Source organism: Pseudomonas sp. GW821-FHT02H09 (assembly GCF_059421425.1).
Genome location: NZ_JBWKVA010000019.1, coordinates 117426 through 131368, shown reverse-complemented (window position 1 = coordinate 131368; position 13943 = coordinate 117426). Strand labels below are relative to the sequence as shown.

Genomic DNA, 13943 nt, shown 5'->3' with positions numbered 1-13943 from the left:
GGGTGGAGTCGGGGTATTTTGCCAAAACTAGGAAGTCTTTTTGAGGGTTTCCCTAGTGGCTTGAGCGGTTAGTTCATTGTCGTGCCGCTGCGGCCCGTGAGGCGGAGTCCGGGCACACTACGGTGGTGCGCCCGGACGCCGTCTGCCGGCAGCTACACGAAACCCCATTACGCACTCAACAAGGGCGCCTGATCATTATTCTTGGCATAGGCATTCTCCACCCCCGGCAAAATCTCGACGATGGTGAAATACCGATCCCAGAACGGCGTCTTCCGCAGATCCTCCACCAGCAGTTCATACGCATGATGACTGTCGGTTTCCCACAACCACAGATCGGTGACCCGCGCCGAATAGAACTCGATGTCGAAAAACCGCATCGAGACCTGTGCCGCATGCTTTCGCAAAATCGGCTCCATCTGCGTGCGCATCAGCTCAAAGCGATGCTCGACTGAAAACCCCAGCCATTCCTGGGTGGTCTTGACCAACATGAAAACACTCAGTGATGTCGTTGCCATGATAATGATTCCTGGTAGTTGAAGAGTGAGGAAAGCCAATCCAGAATACGAGTCATAACTCATATTTAAAACTCGCATCCCGATCATGACCAAACACCGCGAAATACCGCCCTTAAACCCCCGAAAACTCCCGACCCAGCGCCGTTCGGCCAACACCGTTGAGACCATTCTCGAAGCCGCTGCTCGCATTCTCGAAACCGACGGCCTCGCCGCCTGCTCCACCAACGCCGTGGCGCAGCGCGCCGGCGTAAGCATCGGCTCGCTGTACCAGTACTTCCCCAACCGCGACGCCCTGACCGTCGCCTTGATCGAACGCGAAACCACTCAGTTGCTCGATGACGTCCAGCACGTCCATCAACACGACGACGCCCTCGCACGCATCCGCGCACTGGTCCAGGCCTCCGTCGCCCACCAGCTACGGCGCCCGGAACTGGCCAGAATCATCGACTTCGAAGAGCGCCGCTTACCGCTGCAAGAGCGCCATGAGCGCGTGGCCAACGTCATTCATACCGAACTGATAGCGGCGCTGGCCCTTCCGTCAGCCCCGTGGGTCTGCGCCGATGTACTGGAGACCGCGCAAGACCTGCTGGCGATGGCCCACGGCATGATCGATGCGGCGGGGGAGCGGGGGGAGACGGATGCGGTGAGTTTGGAAGGACGGGTGATGCGAGCGTTGGTGGGTTTTTTGTGCGGGTAGTGGGCTGTCTGGGCCGGCTCTTGGCGGCCAGCAGACAAGACCGGATGGCGTAAGGGTGGTGATCGATTGTGCTCGGCGAACCTCTGACTCGAACGGTGGGCGAGAGGTAGCGCTATCGGAACTCTCTGGAAGCTCGGAGGGGGAAGTCCGGACATTTTGCCAAAATCAGGAAGTCTTTTTCAGAGTGTCCCTAAGAAAGACCGCCCTCAATTTGATTTTTGAACGCGCCCAAGGCCGAGACGATTTGCTGACTGATCTCCGAGCTCGCAGCGATGTCCGACTCATCCATTCCTTTCGCCAGCAGATTTACTGTTATCGAGGCAGGCTCGACAATAATCGCGGACATTGTTTCCAGTACCAACCTAAGCGCCGCCTGGGCGTGACTCGCTCGAGGTGATGCGTTGAAAAGTGCTACCGGCTTACCGGGAAAGTCCTGGCTGGCTACGAGCCAATCCAGTGCATTTTTGAACGACCCCGGTATTCCGCGAGCGTACTCAGGGCACGAAATGAGAATGCCATCTGCCCTGGCAATAATCCCGCGCAGCTCTGCGACGATCTGCGGAGGATCGTCCGCCAGATCCGGATCGAAGTGAGGTAATTGACCCACCTCCAGGTAGTGCTTGATCGACATCCCTTCAGGGCTAAGCATCTCAGCAGCACGCAGTAGCGCGGAGTTTGAAGAGGCTGCACGGAGGCTTCCAGAGACCGCAAGCAATTGCACCATGTATAACGTTCCATGACTTAGTGGGCTGGTGAATTGTCGCATACACGAGCCAAAGCCATCTTAAGCGTGACAGCATTGCCGATCGGTAGGCGCGTTCGATTGCCTCCAGTCGGGTTGCCTGGCTGTCATGGCATTTCTCGGGGCTAAAGTTAGTGGTGGATTGTCGGCATCAGTGATGCTTCATCTTTCGAGGACAGAACCATGCGCACGACTGAAGATGCGATAATTGCGGCAGCAAGACAGCGCGCTGCAAGCCGGGGAGAAAACGAGGTCATGGCTGCGGCCTCAGCACTCGAACTCGTGGCAGCTCTGAAAAAGTCTTTAACGGGAGACAAGTACCAGGAGGCGCTCGAAAAACTGTATCTCGAGTACACAGCCCCCTGATCTACCCGTACCGCACTCACCTGCGGCACACCTATTGGTCTACCGACAGCATCACATCAATCAGCTTCTGCTCGCCCAATCGGAACAGGGCAAGCGATTGCATGTCCTCGGTCTTCGGGCCAACGCCGTACACCTCGATACGCCCCCTCTCTGAACGCAACGCCAGCACGCCGACCTAACACGGCTCAAGCTCACCCGACTCAAGGTCGTCAGCAATCTTGCGCAGCGTGCTGACAGCATCTGGCCAGCGTTTCGACGATATCCATGCTCACCGGCAGTACGTGGCGGATGCGCAGTACGTTGCCCATGAATGACTCCGCACCACCATTCGTCGCTTATGAAAACGTGGCGCGGTATACGCGACCATGCCTGGCTTAAGGATTGCTAAGTACGCCCGTAGCGGCCCCGGAATGACGTAATTCTGACGCGGCGGCAATCAAAATTAACCTTTAAGGACCCCAGCGATACGCTTGGTCAGTCACCGGAGATGTAACGTGTCAACCCTCAATGAAATCGCAGCGAACCACGCGAGAATGGCTAAGGCAAAGGAAGAAGAGTCGACCGGACTGAGTGAGCGAAACCTTCAAATAGTGGGTAGCTTCGAAATCCCATCCATTGATGCGCAACAGCACATTCCACTGCACCTCATCGCCGGAGTGCCGGACAACCACCTCGGACAAGCAACTGGTTACTTGCTCTGACTGCGCTTGATCTCAGTATCGATTGGGTTAGTCGCCGGCTTGTCGCATGCCCTGCAGTGCTCACAGTTCAGCGTGCGGCAGAGCCAGGTTTTCATCCGATGCCAGTACGTGCCGCCGAGACAGAAGCAGGGTTTAAAGGACGAATGGTCGAGAGCGTCTAGCACGGGGAATAGCCAGCCTTTACACGCGGCTCTGGCAAAGCCGGACAGGGGGCGTTCGTCGGGGTGGAGTGAACTTCATCCTCATCGACGGTCACATGAAGTCCATGTAAGCGAACCCCAGCAGAGGAACAGCCTTATGCAAATGGCCTCAGTTGTCAGTGCGGTGATTTCCAGTCTCGCACCAAGTGTATTCGCCCAGAGCAGCCAGCAAGACCCCGGTGCGAGCATCTCCGCCGTGGACTACCACTACGGGATGGAAATCGATGTGCAGAAGGTGCTGCAACGCACCGACACGTCCCAGAAGACAGGCGTAGTACCGGTGACCCTGGTCTACGAGGACAGCGAGGGCGAGGTGCACAAGATCCGCTTCCTCGAATGGGGCGGGAGTGCAGCGAGCAACACCAGCATTACCTGATTAGCCCTGTCGATAGGGGTACAGGCCACGCGCCTCCTCGGTGCAGGCAAGTACCCCCGACTCGCTCCTGTCGCAGGAACTCGTCCACCGCCGCGCACAGGCCGAGTTGGTCCAGCCAATGCCCGGACAGGGCCTGAGGCTTGCGCCCCACTCTTTGCCGTATCACGACGCAGAATCACGATTAGCCAAAAACTGTCGCGTCAGCTCGAAGGTACCGCGCGCCAAGAAGCGCTCAAGCCCATCAAAGACCCCCCCCTCCCCTTACTTGTCGCATCCGGTCACGGAGGGCGGCGCCTACTGAAGATTCACTATGAAAAAGATCGTTGAGATCAAGGATGGCTTGGCGCAAGCGCTGGCCGATGCTCACCTGCAGATGGTTGAGCAAGATTGCCAGGGCTTCGACTACAAGATCGGCGAGTTTCGCCGGTTGAAGGTTCGCATCGTGGCGTAGCAGGAAGGGCCCGGTGTGATGGATACACTGGATATCGACGGTGAACTGAATTTCACAGCGTTCTGCGAAGCCTGACCCCACCCTCAACTATTGCGCTGAATGCTGTCAGTTCATGCGTTTTTGATCAGGTCATCAATCAGACGCCTGGCCTCCTTGATTGTGAACACCTTGGCATCTTCGTAATTTGACCAGAGATTGTCATAAGTCACCGGCGCAAGAGCAGTCTGGCCCTGTAACACTTGTAGCTTCGTTGTGATTCCGTTTTGGCGTCGATAGAAATCAATCACGAACTGATGGTCGCGATAATCAGTGGTGAACATCGGCAATAACTCTGACATACCACCTCCTTGATCCGGCCTCATGCAGGGCCATCAACCAATAGCCCACAAACTCACATCACGCCAGCCTGAGAGCCTGATGCCTGGTCGATGGCACGATTACTCATCTTCATCTAATCGGAACCTGCTCAAGACAGGGGATCCCGGCAGCTTGCTGGTCTCAACCTCAACATGCCTCCCGCCACAGTGCTCGCAATTGAAGACCTGGCCGTCGATATCCTCGTCAAAGCAAAGCTCTACGGACGTATCTTGTTTGCATTTCTGGCAGATGAGCTTTCTCGTCATGGCTGTAACCCCTGAGAATTTGACCGCCATGAGCTTAGCCAACTTTTCCTATGACCACCGAGACACATCCTCATGCCCACAAAAAAAACTCACTCTGAAGCAGCAGCGCGCCGAACACCTCAACCAGGCGATCCGGATCATTGCCGACCACGGCCGCCGCTTCTTCTACAGCCAGGCCAGCAATCGCTACGCCAGCATGTACGTCGATCAGCTCGGCAAGGTCTGGCTCATCGACGACTACAGTGGCAAGCGCATCTTCACGCATGAAACGGTGCGGGGCGGTCGATTGCGTTATGACCGCCTAAACAATTTCCCACTAGCCTCCAGTCCGTTGCAGCTACCTGATGTCATTTCTCGAACCGAAATCGGCTGACGACCGCTCGACCGATTCTGTGTAGCTATCTGCGTTACGTGTAGACAACTGCTACACAGGCCTACTATGATTTGCCCACGGGTTGTTATGCAGCCCGCGCCACACTTCCAGTGGCACCTTTTAAGCGGCACTGTCGCGCACCTGAGGGATCAATCAATGAACAGCCAAACCTGCTTACCCACGAAGAGATGAATCCAAGGAGGTCCCCCCCCCCAGAAAGTGAAGAAAGAACAGGACCAAGACCATGACCAGTACTCATTTGCCTGCGAAACCTGCAACAGAAAAGACCAAGGCCGTTCCGATCAACATGCGGGTCGATTTTAGAAAACGAGACTTGATCGATGTGGCCGTAGCCATTTCAGGAAGCGATCGGACCAGCTTTATCCTGGATGCTGCGTGTAAAAAAGCAGAGGACGTCATCCTGGATCAACGCCTGTTCATCCTTGCTAACGATGACTTTGACGCATTCGAGCAAGCCTTACAGTCGAACCCCGCAAGGAGTAACGAATGTCTACGCCAACTGCTCGAAAGACCGCCTCGCTGGAGCTAAGCGCTCCGGAGAAACTGACTGCAATCCACGATCTGAGCGCCTTCGATTGTGGTGAGGAATCGATCAACGAGTATCTGATAAAAAGGGCTCTCAAAGCCCGGGACGCCAAACACGCCACAGTTTTTGTCACCTGCATTAAGGGCACCAATACCGTCGTCGGCTATTACACACTGTCGAACAGCATGGTTATGCGGGCAGACGTGGTGCCCAAGCGGGCGCAACGCAACTCACCCGACCAGCATCCGGTAACTGTCCTGGGGCGCATGGGGGTGTGCAAGACGGTCCAAGGTACCGGACTGTCGCTGGATCTACTCAAAGACGCCATTATTCGTTCGATTGCCGCGTCCAGTGACGTCGCGTCGACCGCTCTCGTAGTCCACCCGCTGACTGACAGGCTGGTGACGTTTTACGAGAAAGCAGGGTTCATCCGCTGCCCACAACTGTCTCCAATCACGATGATGCTTCCCTTCACCTGATTGACCGTCGGACAGCAAACTGGCCGCATCTAGCTGCGGCCGGTTAAGTCCCGCTCTTCCCTCCTGCGATTTTGCGGCTCCCGTAATCGGGTACTGCTTTTCGCTCGCTAGTGAACTGCGGTCAGCGGTGCATGTACATGACTGCATTCAGTTGGGCGCCGTTTGTGTGTTGATGCGTCAGTGTGAGGTAGTCACACACATCACGCCCGCAGGCACATGGAGAGGGATCAACTTGGGCATACGACCGTCGTAATGACCGAACAATACATCCGCAACCGAAAGGGTAAAAAAAGTCTCGCCAACCAAGTGAATTGCGGACCAACTCTAAAATTGCGGACCAGAAACGAACAAGGGTTTGCTTAGCTTTCGCTCGCAAACCCTTGATTTTAGATGGTGCCCGAAGCCGGAATCTAATTGAAGCCTAAAACCCTAGCATTTACTGGTCGAAACCGAATAACGCCAAATTCGATGTACTGCCTGCTGTACTATTTCGTTGCTGCTGGGGTGCTTCAGCGTCGGCGCTTGGGGTGATTTTAGCGTTGAATTGCAGGGTACGCACCACGCATCGCGACTGCATCACCCTGTCACCTCCCCGGCGTCCTGCCGACCGAACACCTCAACCTATATTGATTCATCCATCCCCGGCCGTCCCACATCGAAAACCAGAGAGGACTCCCCCGTCCAGGTGATAACCCCCCACTTCACCCAGCCATCCGGCAGACTCACCCGGACCGCCATCGCGCCTACATAGCCAGTCGTCCCATAAGGAACGGTCAGGCTGAACAGATCAGGCATGTTCTGACTCAGCAAAATCCTTGCGCCAAAAGTAACGCACTCTGTGTCGTGAAAAAACTCAAGCAGCGCGGGGCCTTGATAGCTGAAGCTCATTTCCGCCTTACCAGAAATACTGTTTATAGATACAGTATTCTAGAGCGAAGATCTGTCGTGCTGCTATGCTTTCCCTTCTCAACGGGAGACTTGCCGATGTGCGGAAGGCTTTCACAATACCGAGGCATTCACGACTTCGTGGCCGCGCTGAGCATGCCCAATGCCCTGGCCAACAACGCGGGCGATCAGCCGCTTGGCCGCTACAACGCAGCGCCGACCACCAAGATTGCCCTTCTTCATCTGGAGGCCGACGTCTTGCACGCCGACCTGATCCGCTGGGGTTGGCGCCCGCACTGGGCCACCGACAAGCCACCACCGATCAACGCCAGGGCCGAAAAGGTCGCGCACGGCCCTTTCTTCCGGGCGATCTGGCCACATCGCGCCATTACACCGATCGATAACTGGTTCGAGTGGGTCGATGAAGGCGAGCCGAAGAAGCAGCCATATCTGATCCGGCGACGGGATCACGCACCGATCCTCTGTGCTTCGATTGGCCAATTCCCCGATCCCGATGAAGGACCTCATGAGCATGACGGCTTTGTGATCATCACTGCAGACAGCGCCGGTGGGATGGTCGATATCCATGATCGCCGCCCGGTCGTCCTCAATCCCGAGCTGGCCCGGGAATGGCTCGACCCGGCAACGCCCAAAGAGCGGGCCGAGCAGATGGTGTTACTGCAGGGAGAGCCTTCCGAGACCTTCGAATGGTTCAAGGTTGATGTGGCGGCGGGCAATGTGCGGAACCAGGGACAAAGCCTGATCCAGCCAGTTCAATGAAGCGTCCGCGCCGGACCACCCAGCGACCGAGATACATACTCCGTCATCGCCGTCATGAGCGCTTCCGCTTCGAGGCGAAGACGCTCGACCTCCTCGACCGGCTGCTTGCCTTGCGCTTCGTTGTACCGACACAGTGCTTGCAGCGCCTCCTGCATTAACGGCTCACCCGCCCTCATCTTCTCGCTCAAATCTTCCACTCGCCCCTCCGCTGCTCATCATTTGGCCAAGGCAGTATAGGCAGCCTCGCACGCCTGCCCCCTTACTCTGGCAGTATCAGCGATTGCTGCCAATTCCCGATTTCGCTGGACAGATTTGTCGAGCACGACGGCGAGCAGATTGCCGGGGTTGGCTCCTGGCGTGCAGCTGGTACCAATTCCGGGACTGCTGCGGGCGCTACCGGCGGCGAGTAGCTGCTGCACTCGCTTGCGCAGCCCGTCAGCAGCAGTATTGGCACCAGCAGCATCAGTGCGGGCCTGTTCCAGTTTTTGAGTGGCATCACTCTGCACCTTATTCATGTGTTGTTGATTGGCAAGCTCGGTTGCGCGCGCGGCCTTCTCGGCGTCATCCCTGGCCTTGGCATCGTCGGCATCCCGCTTATCCCACTTCGCCTGCCACTCGTTGTCCTTGACCGTCTCTCCATGGTAATAGGCGCCATAAAGCGCGCCGAATATCAGCAGGACTGCCAGCAGGAAGCCGCCAACCTTTGCGTAGATTGATGTCATGCCAGTGCCCGCCGTATGCCTTCAGCAATCACTGACGACGGATAAGGCACACTACCGTTCTCATGCTTGATGATCGCGGTTACGACGCCCAGCAAGATGCTCGGGGTGCGGATATCGATAGGCGCGTTCGGAGCTACGCCGGCAGCAGCAGCCACGGCATTTACGTAGGCTTCGGTATCATTCTCTACGGACGGCGCCCAGCGATTGACCGTCTCGCGCACAGTGTCGATACCTTGCCCACCGACGCCTGGCATTCCGTCTTTGCCGCGATAGTTGAGCAGCAGCTTGCCTAGCGCCCGAACCCCATTTTCTGGGCAGTCGAAGCGAGCAAAGCGTGGTTCGATCGCTGGATCTGGAGGCAGCTGACCTTGCCAGGCGTTGCGTGGGTTGTAATCGATGTTTCCGGGATTGTTGTTTCGAAGTCCGCGAGCAATTGGCATTTACTTTTCTCCAGGCAAAAATAAACCCGCTCAAGGCGGGTAATGGGTGTCGGGGCGGAGTGGCTAAATTGCTGCATCCAGCGCAGACACAAAAACGCCGGCAACTGGGCCGGCGTTCGGGAGGATCTGCAGCAGTTGCTGCGAGGTGATAGGCATCGCTTTCTTCGCTACTTGATGATGGCCGTCACGTCGGGATTGGCCAGAAGGAATGCTTTCAGCTTTTCCAGAGGATCGCTGAGCACTTCAGGAGCAGGCGGAGTGATATACGCCAGATAACGAGGATCATCGTCTTCGACCTCGCCTTGATTCGGCCAGCAATCTGGGTCTTGCGCACAGGCGAACACCGAGGTGATCGCCATCTCCTTCGAGTCAGCGAACTGAACATTAATTGTCATGCAAGCCACCATTTAGATTGAGTATCCAGCAACATCGATGACATAAGTCATTGTTCCGCTTGATGTTGTTGCCGTATAGAAGAGTGTCTGAGACGTGATCAGCAAAATGTCCGGGAACGGCGCCTGGATCCCGCCGTTGACGTTCCCTACCGGGTTTGCGTTCGCGGCTAGCGAGCCAATCCCCGTCGTACTGGAGGCAATCGCCCCATAGATATTTGCCCCTGCGGCGCTGTTCGTTATTACCGACCAGCCACGACAGGACTTAGCGTTAGGCGGGACAGCCGAGGCGATGGAGAGCGCGGTATATGACGCCTGCGGTGTAGTTGTGCTCAACACTTGCTTCGTGACGATGGAGATATAGCGGTCGGCTTGATAACCAGCATCCAGCAAGCTGGCCGCCGTCGTTCTCCAGACACTGACCAGTGCCGAAGCGGTGTAGCCGGCCGGCATGCTGCCACCGGCATAGACCTCTGCCGCGACTGCCGACGTGGCGTCTTTAGCCAACAAGGCCGAAACGCCCGTGGTCGGGTTGTAGATCGCATAGATCGCAACGTAGCCACTGACCGGCGCAGTGCCGGTATCCATGGCGCCCACGCCAGTCGTTGCCAGGTTGATCGTCTTGCTGAAGTTACTCAGGAGCCATGCCTGGCCACCGAGCGCGGTCTTAACTGCCACCTCGTCAGCAGTAAATGTCGCCGTAGCACTCGCAGCTACTACCGAAATCTTGGCGTTGCGCATCGAGCCCACTGGGGTCCCGACTACAGCTTGGGAATACGCTGACGTGTACCAGCCAGTCCCGTCGGTCGTTAATTGAATCTCCTCGCCAGCATTTATTATCAGTGTATTGGCCGATACGCCGAATGGGTTGCTTATAAGCTCGGCGGCGTTTCCTTTGATCGTGCAGGCACCATACGCCCCAATAGTGATGGTGGAGCCGAGCTGTAGGCTCGCGGCAGCCGGCAAGGTCTGGGTAGTCCCGGAGGTGTTGACGACGAGAGTTTTGCCGGTGAACGCAGCGGTCAGTACCGTGCTCGTCCCGGTGAAAGTAATCCCGTTGAAATTTCCAAGTTGAGACTGCTGCACTGCATGCTGAGTTTTGGTCGCCGGCGCTACCTGCTCGGCCCCACCCGTGCAGAACAGCAGGATGTATGAACCTGAGCCGATCGAGCTATTCCATTCAATCCAGGCATCACCGTTGGCAATCAGTTCGCCGCCCTGCAGCGCCGCATGGGCGCCACCTACAAGCGGTACTGCGCCCAAGCCGTCGTTGATGGTGCACGCGCCGTTGTTCGCGGTCTTGACCTTGAAGCGAAGGGACTGCCCTTCGCTACGACTGGTCAGCGCCGGCGTAAAGTTGCAGACGTAGGTATTCGCAGTGCCGGTATCGATGGCGAACGATGCATTCCCGTTCTGGACGGACTGCAGGATGCCAGACGGCAGCAACGGCGCACTGGCGTACTGACTGATGCTGGTAGAGGTGATCGTGGTCTGGCCGTACGCCACGGTCACCACGTACAGGCCGATATAGCCAGCATCAGGAGCAGGCGTTACTTGGCTGCCAGTAGTCGCCGAGGCGCCAGCCTTTACTTGGACAACCGCCACGCCTTTGCGGGAGGTATTCTGTGCTACGCCAGTGTTTGCTGGACCGCTGTAGGCCTGCGATGGGTTGCTGGCGTTGTAGTAAGGCAGAACCACCGGATTCGAATCGAGATCCTGATAGGTTACCTGCACCAGGTAGTTGATCGACTGGCCAGAGGTGCTAGGCGCCGGGCAGTTCAGTGTTGTGGGATCAAGCAAGATGCCCTGCTTGGTGATCTGGTGCGCGGTGTCGGCCAGCAGGCTGCTATAAGCCGTGCTATCGATGTTTACCAGGCTGTAGATCTCGCCGGGAGCCGCTACCACCTGCAACGAGGCTGGCCCGGTCGGTGTCACGGCAAAGCCATTCGCAATCGTGGACGTGCCGAGCACCGCCGCCGACAACTTGCTGATGGCGATCATGGTGTTCTTGTTGGTGCTGAGCAGATCCGTTTCGAGAGGAATGGCTCCCGGATAAATCGTGACTCGATCCATTGTGTGCTCCAAAAAAAAGCCGCCAATGAAGGCGGCTAAAAAGTAGGGTTGGCGATCAGCTCGAAATTCGGGTCCAGGCGACGCTGCCTATTGGCTTGGTTGCGTCGATGGCCGCGAAGATATCGGCATCGGTGACGTCGCCAACGGACAGCTGGCCATAAGTGGACCGACTTGGCGTCGAGTAGGCGCCGGTCGAGATGCCGTAGCCCGCCACGAAAGGCAGGCCCTGACCGTTAGGGCGGAATGCGGTAATAAAGGCCTGATACGGGTGGAGCAATGACCCGTAGGTACCCGCCACTCCGTAGCCGCCGATGGCGATCGAGCCGGCAGGCATGTTGTTGATCTGTGTATCTGCTGCTCGAGCAACGGAAGCGGCAGTGGTGGGGATGTAGCTGGTCCGGAACGCACCGTTTTCGAACTGAGGGCATTCGGCGATTAGCATGTCTGTCGTATTGACGCTGGTTGCCGACGAGGCCGAAGTCGACGGCCCCAGCAGTCCGCGAATATTCTCCCCTGCCAAGGTCATCGCACTCAGGGTGAATAGCCATCTGCCCGCGCCAAGACTGGCTGAGGAAGCCACTCCTCCGCTGAATCCAGAGCCAAAATAGGTGACTGCTGTCACTGCCCCCGTCGCTAGATTTAGGAGTGCGCGACATGCAGAATTGTTACTCGTAGCGCCTTGCAGCTGGATGTATGCTGCGGCCGCTCCTGCGCTGGAGACGATAAAGCTCACCGTTTGAACAACTCCACCGGCGGCTGGAGCCTGAAAGAGTTGCGGGGACGTTCCGTTGGCGGTCGGAGTCAGCCTGAACGCCTGAGTTCCACCCTTGATCGAGGCTTCTCCGGCCGTGACGGTGTAGCCACTCTTCGACCAATTTGATGCGGTGAGGTTTTCAGACTGCAGGAAAAAGTTAGTCCTGCTCTCTTCGATTAGAAGCCCGGACACGCCAGTCACCGGACCAGCGTCATAGCGCGCCACATTCGGTGGCGCAGTGGCGAGCAAGCCGTTGAGGTCGAAGTAAGTCGCGGTGCTGGCACGCTGAACGGCTACCGCAGCGCCGTAGCTCCCGACGTCAGCTGGCCGGCCTGGCTCAACGATGATCGGCCAGCGCCCAGTCAGGTCGTACAACACCCTGGCCATTGCCGGGCGCGTGGTGCGCTCCCTGAACAGGTTGATCAGGATTCGATTGCGGTAACTCGAATCCAGCTGGTTCGAGTAGCGGACCAGGTTAGTGCCGAAGAAGTCCAGCCCGATCAGGTCGAGCCAGCCATCCGAGGCGGTTTTGATCCGGGTCTGATTCTTTGCATAGAGATAGAGGGTGTATCCCCACGCCAGCGCATTGGCATAACCCCAGAGCAGTGCCTCAAGTATGGGGTTGTTATCGCCGAACCAGCCGACGGGCAGCAGGTTTTTAAGCCTGCCAAACATGTCCGTATTATCGCCTGTCGACATTTATGCCACCGTGATTGTGCCGGGCCGGATGACCTGCTTATTGGTTGCGGCGAGATCCGCGGTGCTGCCATTGAGTAAAACGCCGGAAACATTGGTGATGGCCGGGCTGACCGCGTAGGCGATCGCCGCGAGTTGGGTGTATGGAAGGATCTGTCCGAGCTTCAAACCTGAGATATAGGCCTGAAGCGCGGCGACCACTTGCGCGACCACAACGCTGTGCACGACAGTGGAATCCGTGGCGATGGTCATGCCTGCGTTTGCGGTGACCAGAACCGGGCCAAAGATGCCGTAGCGGCTAGTGAATGGCCGCACCGCTTCGACGGCGTTGGCTGCGGAGGTCAGAAAGGTGCTGGAAGGCGCCCCGCTGCCGTCATCGACCACCGCATAGAAATAGCCGTAGTTCAGGCCACCGCTGTAGTCCTGGTTCTCGGTCAGCGTGTAGGTCACGCCGGCCTGCATTGAGGACAGCGCGTAACCGATGGCCGCCTTGGTGCCTTTGGACAGCGACTGCACCCACAGCACGAAGCGTGCGCGGAAACTCGGATCGCTCTCGGGGTTTACGCCATTGGCAAATACCGCAGTGTTCGTGACCGTGTCGATGCCACTGATACTGCCAACGATTACTGTGACCGTGCCGATCAACGCGTTACCGGCGGCCCCGGCGGTGCTGGCGATGACTGGAACCGTTGCCGACGCAGTACCGGCCGGGATCAGGTAGCCACCCAGCGTGGCGTTGTACATCGCGTTAGTGGTGTCGATCGTCACCGCGAACTGCTGAGATCCATCGGTCGAGCCGACCAGGGCACCAATCGGGATCAGTGCGGAATTGGTTGGCGTGAAGCGCGAATAGGTGACGCTGCCGGTGGCGAAGCTGGCCGACAGGCGATAGAAGCCGAAGTCGGCCATCCAGCTATCGAGATCCGCGTCGGAGCTAGTCGAAGCGCGAGTAGTGATCAGCAGCGTGACGATCAGCTGCTGAAGCCACTGCAGCACGCTGGCATTGCTTTCGGCGATGGCCCTCAGCAGCGAACCGATCGTGAAGTCGACAAGCCCGGCCGCCCTGCCCTGAATGGCAGTCACCTGGTCCCGAACAAGCGTGGTGAAGTCCTTGATATTGAGCGATGCCAT

Annotated in this window: 20 protein-coding genes and 1 pseudogene; 9 read left to right on the top strand and 12 right to left on the bottom strand. The window is 57.5% G+C overall.

What is annotated here, in order from left to right:
• Window positions 1-167: 167 nt before the first annotated feature.
• A complete protein-coding gene (locus AC07VR_RS23625; protein WP_495012751.1) occupies window positions 168-515 on the bottom strand; it encodes a darcynin family protein in 348 nt (115 codons plus the stop codon).
• A gap of 85 nt (window positions 516-600) precedes the next feature.
• On the opposite strand from AC07VR_RS23625, the gene AC07VR_RS23620 reads away from it, so the two are divergent.
• Window positions 601-1212, top strand: a complete 612-nt coding sequence (locus AC07VR_RS23620) for a TetR/AcrR family transcriptional regulator (RefSeq protein WP_495012750.1) — start codon at window positions 601-603, stop codon at window positions 1210-1212.
• 190 nt (window positions 1213-1402) lie between these two features.
• On the opposite strand, the gene AC07VR_RS23615 is transcribed toward AC07VR_RS23620, so the two are convergent.
• Entirely contained in the window at window positions 1403-1936 is a 534-nt protein-coding gene (locus AC07VR_RS23615) for an NADPH-dependent FMN reductase (protein WP_495012749.1), read from the bottom strand.
• Between the two features lie 201 nt (window positions 1937-2137).
• On the opposite strand from AC07VR_RS23615, the gene AC07VR_RS23610 reads away from it, so the two are divergent.
• The 4 genes from AC07VR_RS23610 to AC07VR_RS23595 all read left to right on the top strand — a co-directional run bounded on the left by AC07VR_RS23610 (window position 2138) and on the right by AC07VR_RS23595 (window position 4048).
• Window positions 2138-2320 carry a hypothetical protein gene (locus AC07VR_RS23610; protein ID WP_494991264.1) on the top strand — a complete coding sequence of 61 codons (183 nt, stop codon included), beginning with the start codon at window positions 2138-2140 and terminating at the stop codon, window positions 2318-2320.
• Between the two features lie 494 nt (window positions 2321-2814).
• Complete coding sequence (locus AC07VR_RS23605; protein ID WP_495012748.1) at window positions 2815-3021, top strand: hypothetical protein; 207 nt, start codon at window positions 2815-2817, stop codon at window positions 3019-3021.
• A 297-nt stretch (window positions 3022-3318) separates the two neighbouring features.
• A complete protein-coding gene (locus AC07VR_RS23600; RefSeq protein ID WP_495012747.1) occupies window positions 3319-3597 on the top strand; it encodes a DUF2790 domain-containing protein in 279 nt (92 codons plus the stop codon).
• A 310-nt stretch (window positions 3598-3907) separates the two neighbouring features.
• Window positions 3908-4048: a hypothetical protein gene (locus tag AC07VR_RS23595; protein WP_495012746.1), complete on the top strand. Its 141-nt coding sequence runs from the start codon at window positions 3908-3910 to the stop codon at window positions 4046-4048.
• A 110-nt stretch (window positions 4049-4158) separates the two neighbouring features.
• Here the strand turns inward: AC07VR_RS23595 and AC07VR_RS23590 are convergent, their stop codons facing one another.
• Window positions 4159-4386, bottom strand: a complete 228-nt coding sequence (locus AC07VR_RS23590; RefSeq protein WP_495012745.1) for a hypothetical protein — start codon at window positions 4384-4386, stop codon at window positions 4159-4161.
• A gap of 253 nt (window positions 4387-4639) precedes the next feature.
• Here AC07VR_RS23590 and AC07VR_RS23585 point away from each other — a divergent pair, with 253 nt between their 5' ends.
• The 3 genes from AC07VR_RS23585 (at window position 4640) to AC07VR_RS23575 (ending at window position 6070) form a co-directional block, all read left to right on the top strand.
• Window positions 4640-5044 (top strand): YoqU family phage-derived protein, encoded by a 405-nt coding sequence (locus AC07VR_RS23585; protein WP_495012744.1) that lies wholly within the window; start codon window positions 4640-4642, stop codon window positions 5042-5044.
• Between the two features lie 244 nt (window positions 5045-5288).
• Window positions 5289-5594, top strand: a complete 306-nt coding sequence (locus AC07VR_RS23580; RefSeq protein WP_494991257.1) for a type II toxin-antitoxin system TacA family antitoxin — start codon at window positions 5289-5291, stop codon at window positions 5592-5594.
• Window positions 5552-6070 (top strand): GNAT family N-acetyltransferase, encoded by a 519-nt coding sequence (locus AC07VR_RS23575; RefSeq protein ID WP_495012743.1) that lies wholly within the window; start codon window positions 5552-5554, stop codon window positions 6068-6070. The genes AC07VR_RS23580 and AC07VR_RS23575 overlap by 43 nt, the downstream gene beginning before the upstream one ends.
• Window positions 6071-6691: 621 nt before the next feature.
• Here AC07VR_RS23575 and AC07VR_RS23570 read toward each other — a convergent pair.
• Complete coding sequence (locus AC07VR_RS23570) at window positions 6692-6958, bottom strand: hypothetical protein (RefSeq protein ID WP_495012742.1); 267 nt, start codon at window positions 6956-6958, stop codon at window positions 6692-6694.
• A gap of 96 nt (window positions 6959-7054) precedes the next feature.
• On the opposite strand from AC07VR_RS23570, the gene AC07VR_RS23565 reads away from it, so the two are divergent.
• Complete coding sequence (locus AC07VR_RS23565; RefSeq protein WP_495012741.1) at window positions 7055-7735, top strand: SOS response-associated peptidase family protein; 681 nt, start codon at window positions 7055-7057, stop codon at window positions 7733-7735.
• Here the strand turns inward: AC07VR_RS23565 and AC07VR_RS23560 are convergent.
• From AC07VR_RS23560 to AC07VR_RS23525, 8 genes and pseudogenes are all read right to left on the bottom strand, one after another.
• A complete protein-coding gene (locus AC07VR_RS23560) occupies window positions 7729-7932 on the bottom strand; it encodes a hypothetical protein (protein WP_495012740.1) in 204 nt (67 codons plus the stop codon). The two genes, AC07VR_RS23565 and AC07VR_RS23560, sit on opposite strands and share 7 nt — an antisense overlap.
• Window positions 7933-7950: 18 nt before the next feature.
• A complete protein-coding gene (locus tag AC07VR_RS23555; RefSeq protein WP_495012739.1) occupies window positions 7951-8457 on the bottom strand; it encodes a DUF2514 family protein in 507 nt (168 codons plus the stop codon).
• Window positions 8454-8897: a structural protein P5 gene (locus AC07VR_RS23550; protein WP_495012738.1), complete on the bottom strand. Its 444-nt coding sequence runs from the start codon at window positions 8895-8897 to the stop codon at window positions 8454-8456. The genes AC07VR_RS23555 and AC07VR_RS23550 overlap by 4 nt, the downstream gene beginning before the upstream one ends.
• Before the next feature lie 66 nt (window positions 8898-8963).
• Window positions 8964-9053 (bottom strand): annotated as a pseudogene (locus tag AC07VR_RS23545) (glycoside hydrolase family 19 protein); the annotation flags it as partial.
• Window positions 9054-9064: 11 nt separating this feature from the next.
• On the bottom strand, window positions 9065-9292 hold the full coding sequence (locus AC07VR_RS23540; protein WP_495012737.1) for a hypothetical protein: 228 nt from the start codon (window positions 9290-9292) through the stop codon (window positions 9065-9067).
• Between the two features lie 12 nt (window positions 9293-9304).
• Entirely contained in the window at window positions 9305-11362 is a 2058-nt protein-coding gene (locus tag AC07VR_RS23535) for a hypothetical protein (protein WP_495012736.1), read from the bottom strand.
• 55 nt (window positions 11363-11417) lie between these two features.
• Entirely contained in the window at window positions 11418-12815 is a 1398-nt protein-coding gene (locus AC07VR_RS23530; protein WP_495012735.1) for a UCP028438 family phage-derived protein, read from the bottom strand.
• The gene (locus tag AC07VR_RS23525; RefSeq protein ID WP_495012734.1) at window positions 12816-13943 is read right to left on the bottom strand and encodes a baseplate J/gp47 family protein; all 1128 of its coding nucleotides are present in this window, start codon (window positions 13941-13943) and stop codon (window positions 12816-12818) included.

What these genes read in the sequence shown, in the direction of transcription:
- AC07VR_RS23540 (WP_495012737.1), bottom strand. Translation starts at nt 9,292, where the DNA reads ATGACAATTAATGTTCAGTTCGCTGACTCGAAGGAGATGGCGATCACC.
- AC07VR_RS23565 (WP_495012741.1), top strand. Translation starts at nt 7,055, where the DNA reads ATGTGCGGAAGGCTTTCACAATACCGAGGCATTCACGACTTCGTGGCC.
- AC07VR_RS23620 (WP_495012750.1), top strand. Translation starts at nt 601, where the DNA reads ATGACCAAACACCGCGAAATACCGCCCTTAAACCCCCGAAAACTCCCG.
- AC07VR_RS23625 (WP_495012751.1), bottom strand. Translation starts at nt 515, where the DNA reads ATGGCAACGACATCACTGAGTGTTTTCATGTTGGTCAAGACCACCCAG.
- AC07VR_RS23580 (WP_494991257.1), top strand. Translation starts at nt 5,289, where the DNA reads ATGACCAGTACTCATTTGCCTGCGAAACCTGCAACAGAAAAGACCAAG.
- AC07VR_RS23525 (WP_495012734.1), bottom strand. Translation starts at nt 13,943, where the DNA reads ATGGCATCGCTCAATATCAAGGACTTCACCACGCTTGTTCGGGACCAG.
- AC07VR_RS23555 (WP_495012739.1), bottom strand. Translation starts at nt 8,457, where the DNA reads ATGACATCAATCTACGCAAAGGTTGGCGGCTTCCTGCTGGCAGTCCTG.
- AC07VR_RS23590 (WP_495012745.1), bottom strand. Translation starts at nt 4,386, where the DNA reads ATGTCAGAGTTATTGCCGATGTTCACCACTGATTATCGCGACCATCAG.
- AC07VR_RS23600 (WP_495012747.1), top strand. Translation starts at nt 3,319, where the DNA reads ATGCAAATGGCCTCAGTTGTCAGTGCGGTGATTTCCAGTCTCGCACCA.
- AC07VR_RS23615 (WP_495012749.1), bottom strand. Translation starts at nt 1,936, where the DNA reads ATGGTGCAATTGCTTGCGGTCTCTGGAAGCCTCCGTGCAGCCTCTTCA.
- AC07VR_RS23610 (WP_494991264.1), top strand. Translation starts at nt 2,138, where the DNA reads ATGCGCACGACTGAAGATGCGATAATTGCGGCAGCAAGACAGCGCGCT.
- AC07VR_RS23535 (WP_495012736.1), bottom strand. Translation starts at nt 11,362, where the DNA reads ATGGATCGAGTCACGATTTATCCGGGAGCCATTCCTCTCGAAACGGAT.
- AC07VR_RS23595 (WP_495012746.1), top strand. Translation starts at nt 3,908, where the DNA reads ATGAAAAAGATCGTTGAGATCAAGGATGGCTTGGCGCAAGCGCTGGCC.
- AC07VR_RS23530 (WP_495012735.1), bottom strand. Translation starts at nt 12,815, where the DNA reads ATGTCGACAGGCGATAATACGGACATGTTTGGCAGGCTTAAAAACCTG.
- AC07VR_RS23550 (WP_495012738.1), bottom strand. Translation starts at nt 8,897, where the DNA reads ATGCCAATTGCTCGCGGACTTCGAAACAACAATCCCGGAAACATCGAT.
- AC07VR_RS23570 (WP_495012742.1), bottom strand. Translation starts at nt 6,958, where the DNA reads ATGAGCTTCAGCTATCAAGGCCCCGCGCTGCTTGAGTTTTTTCACGAC.
- AC07VR_RS23575 (WP_495012743.1), top strand. Translation starts at nt 5,552, where the DNA reads ATGTCTACGCCAACTGCTCGAAAGACCGCCTCGCTGGAGCTAAGCGCT.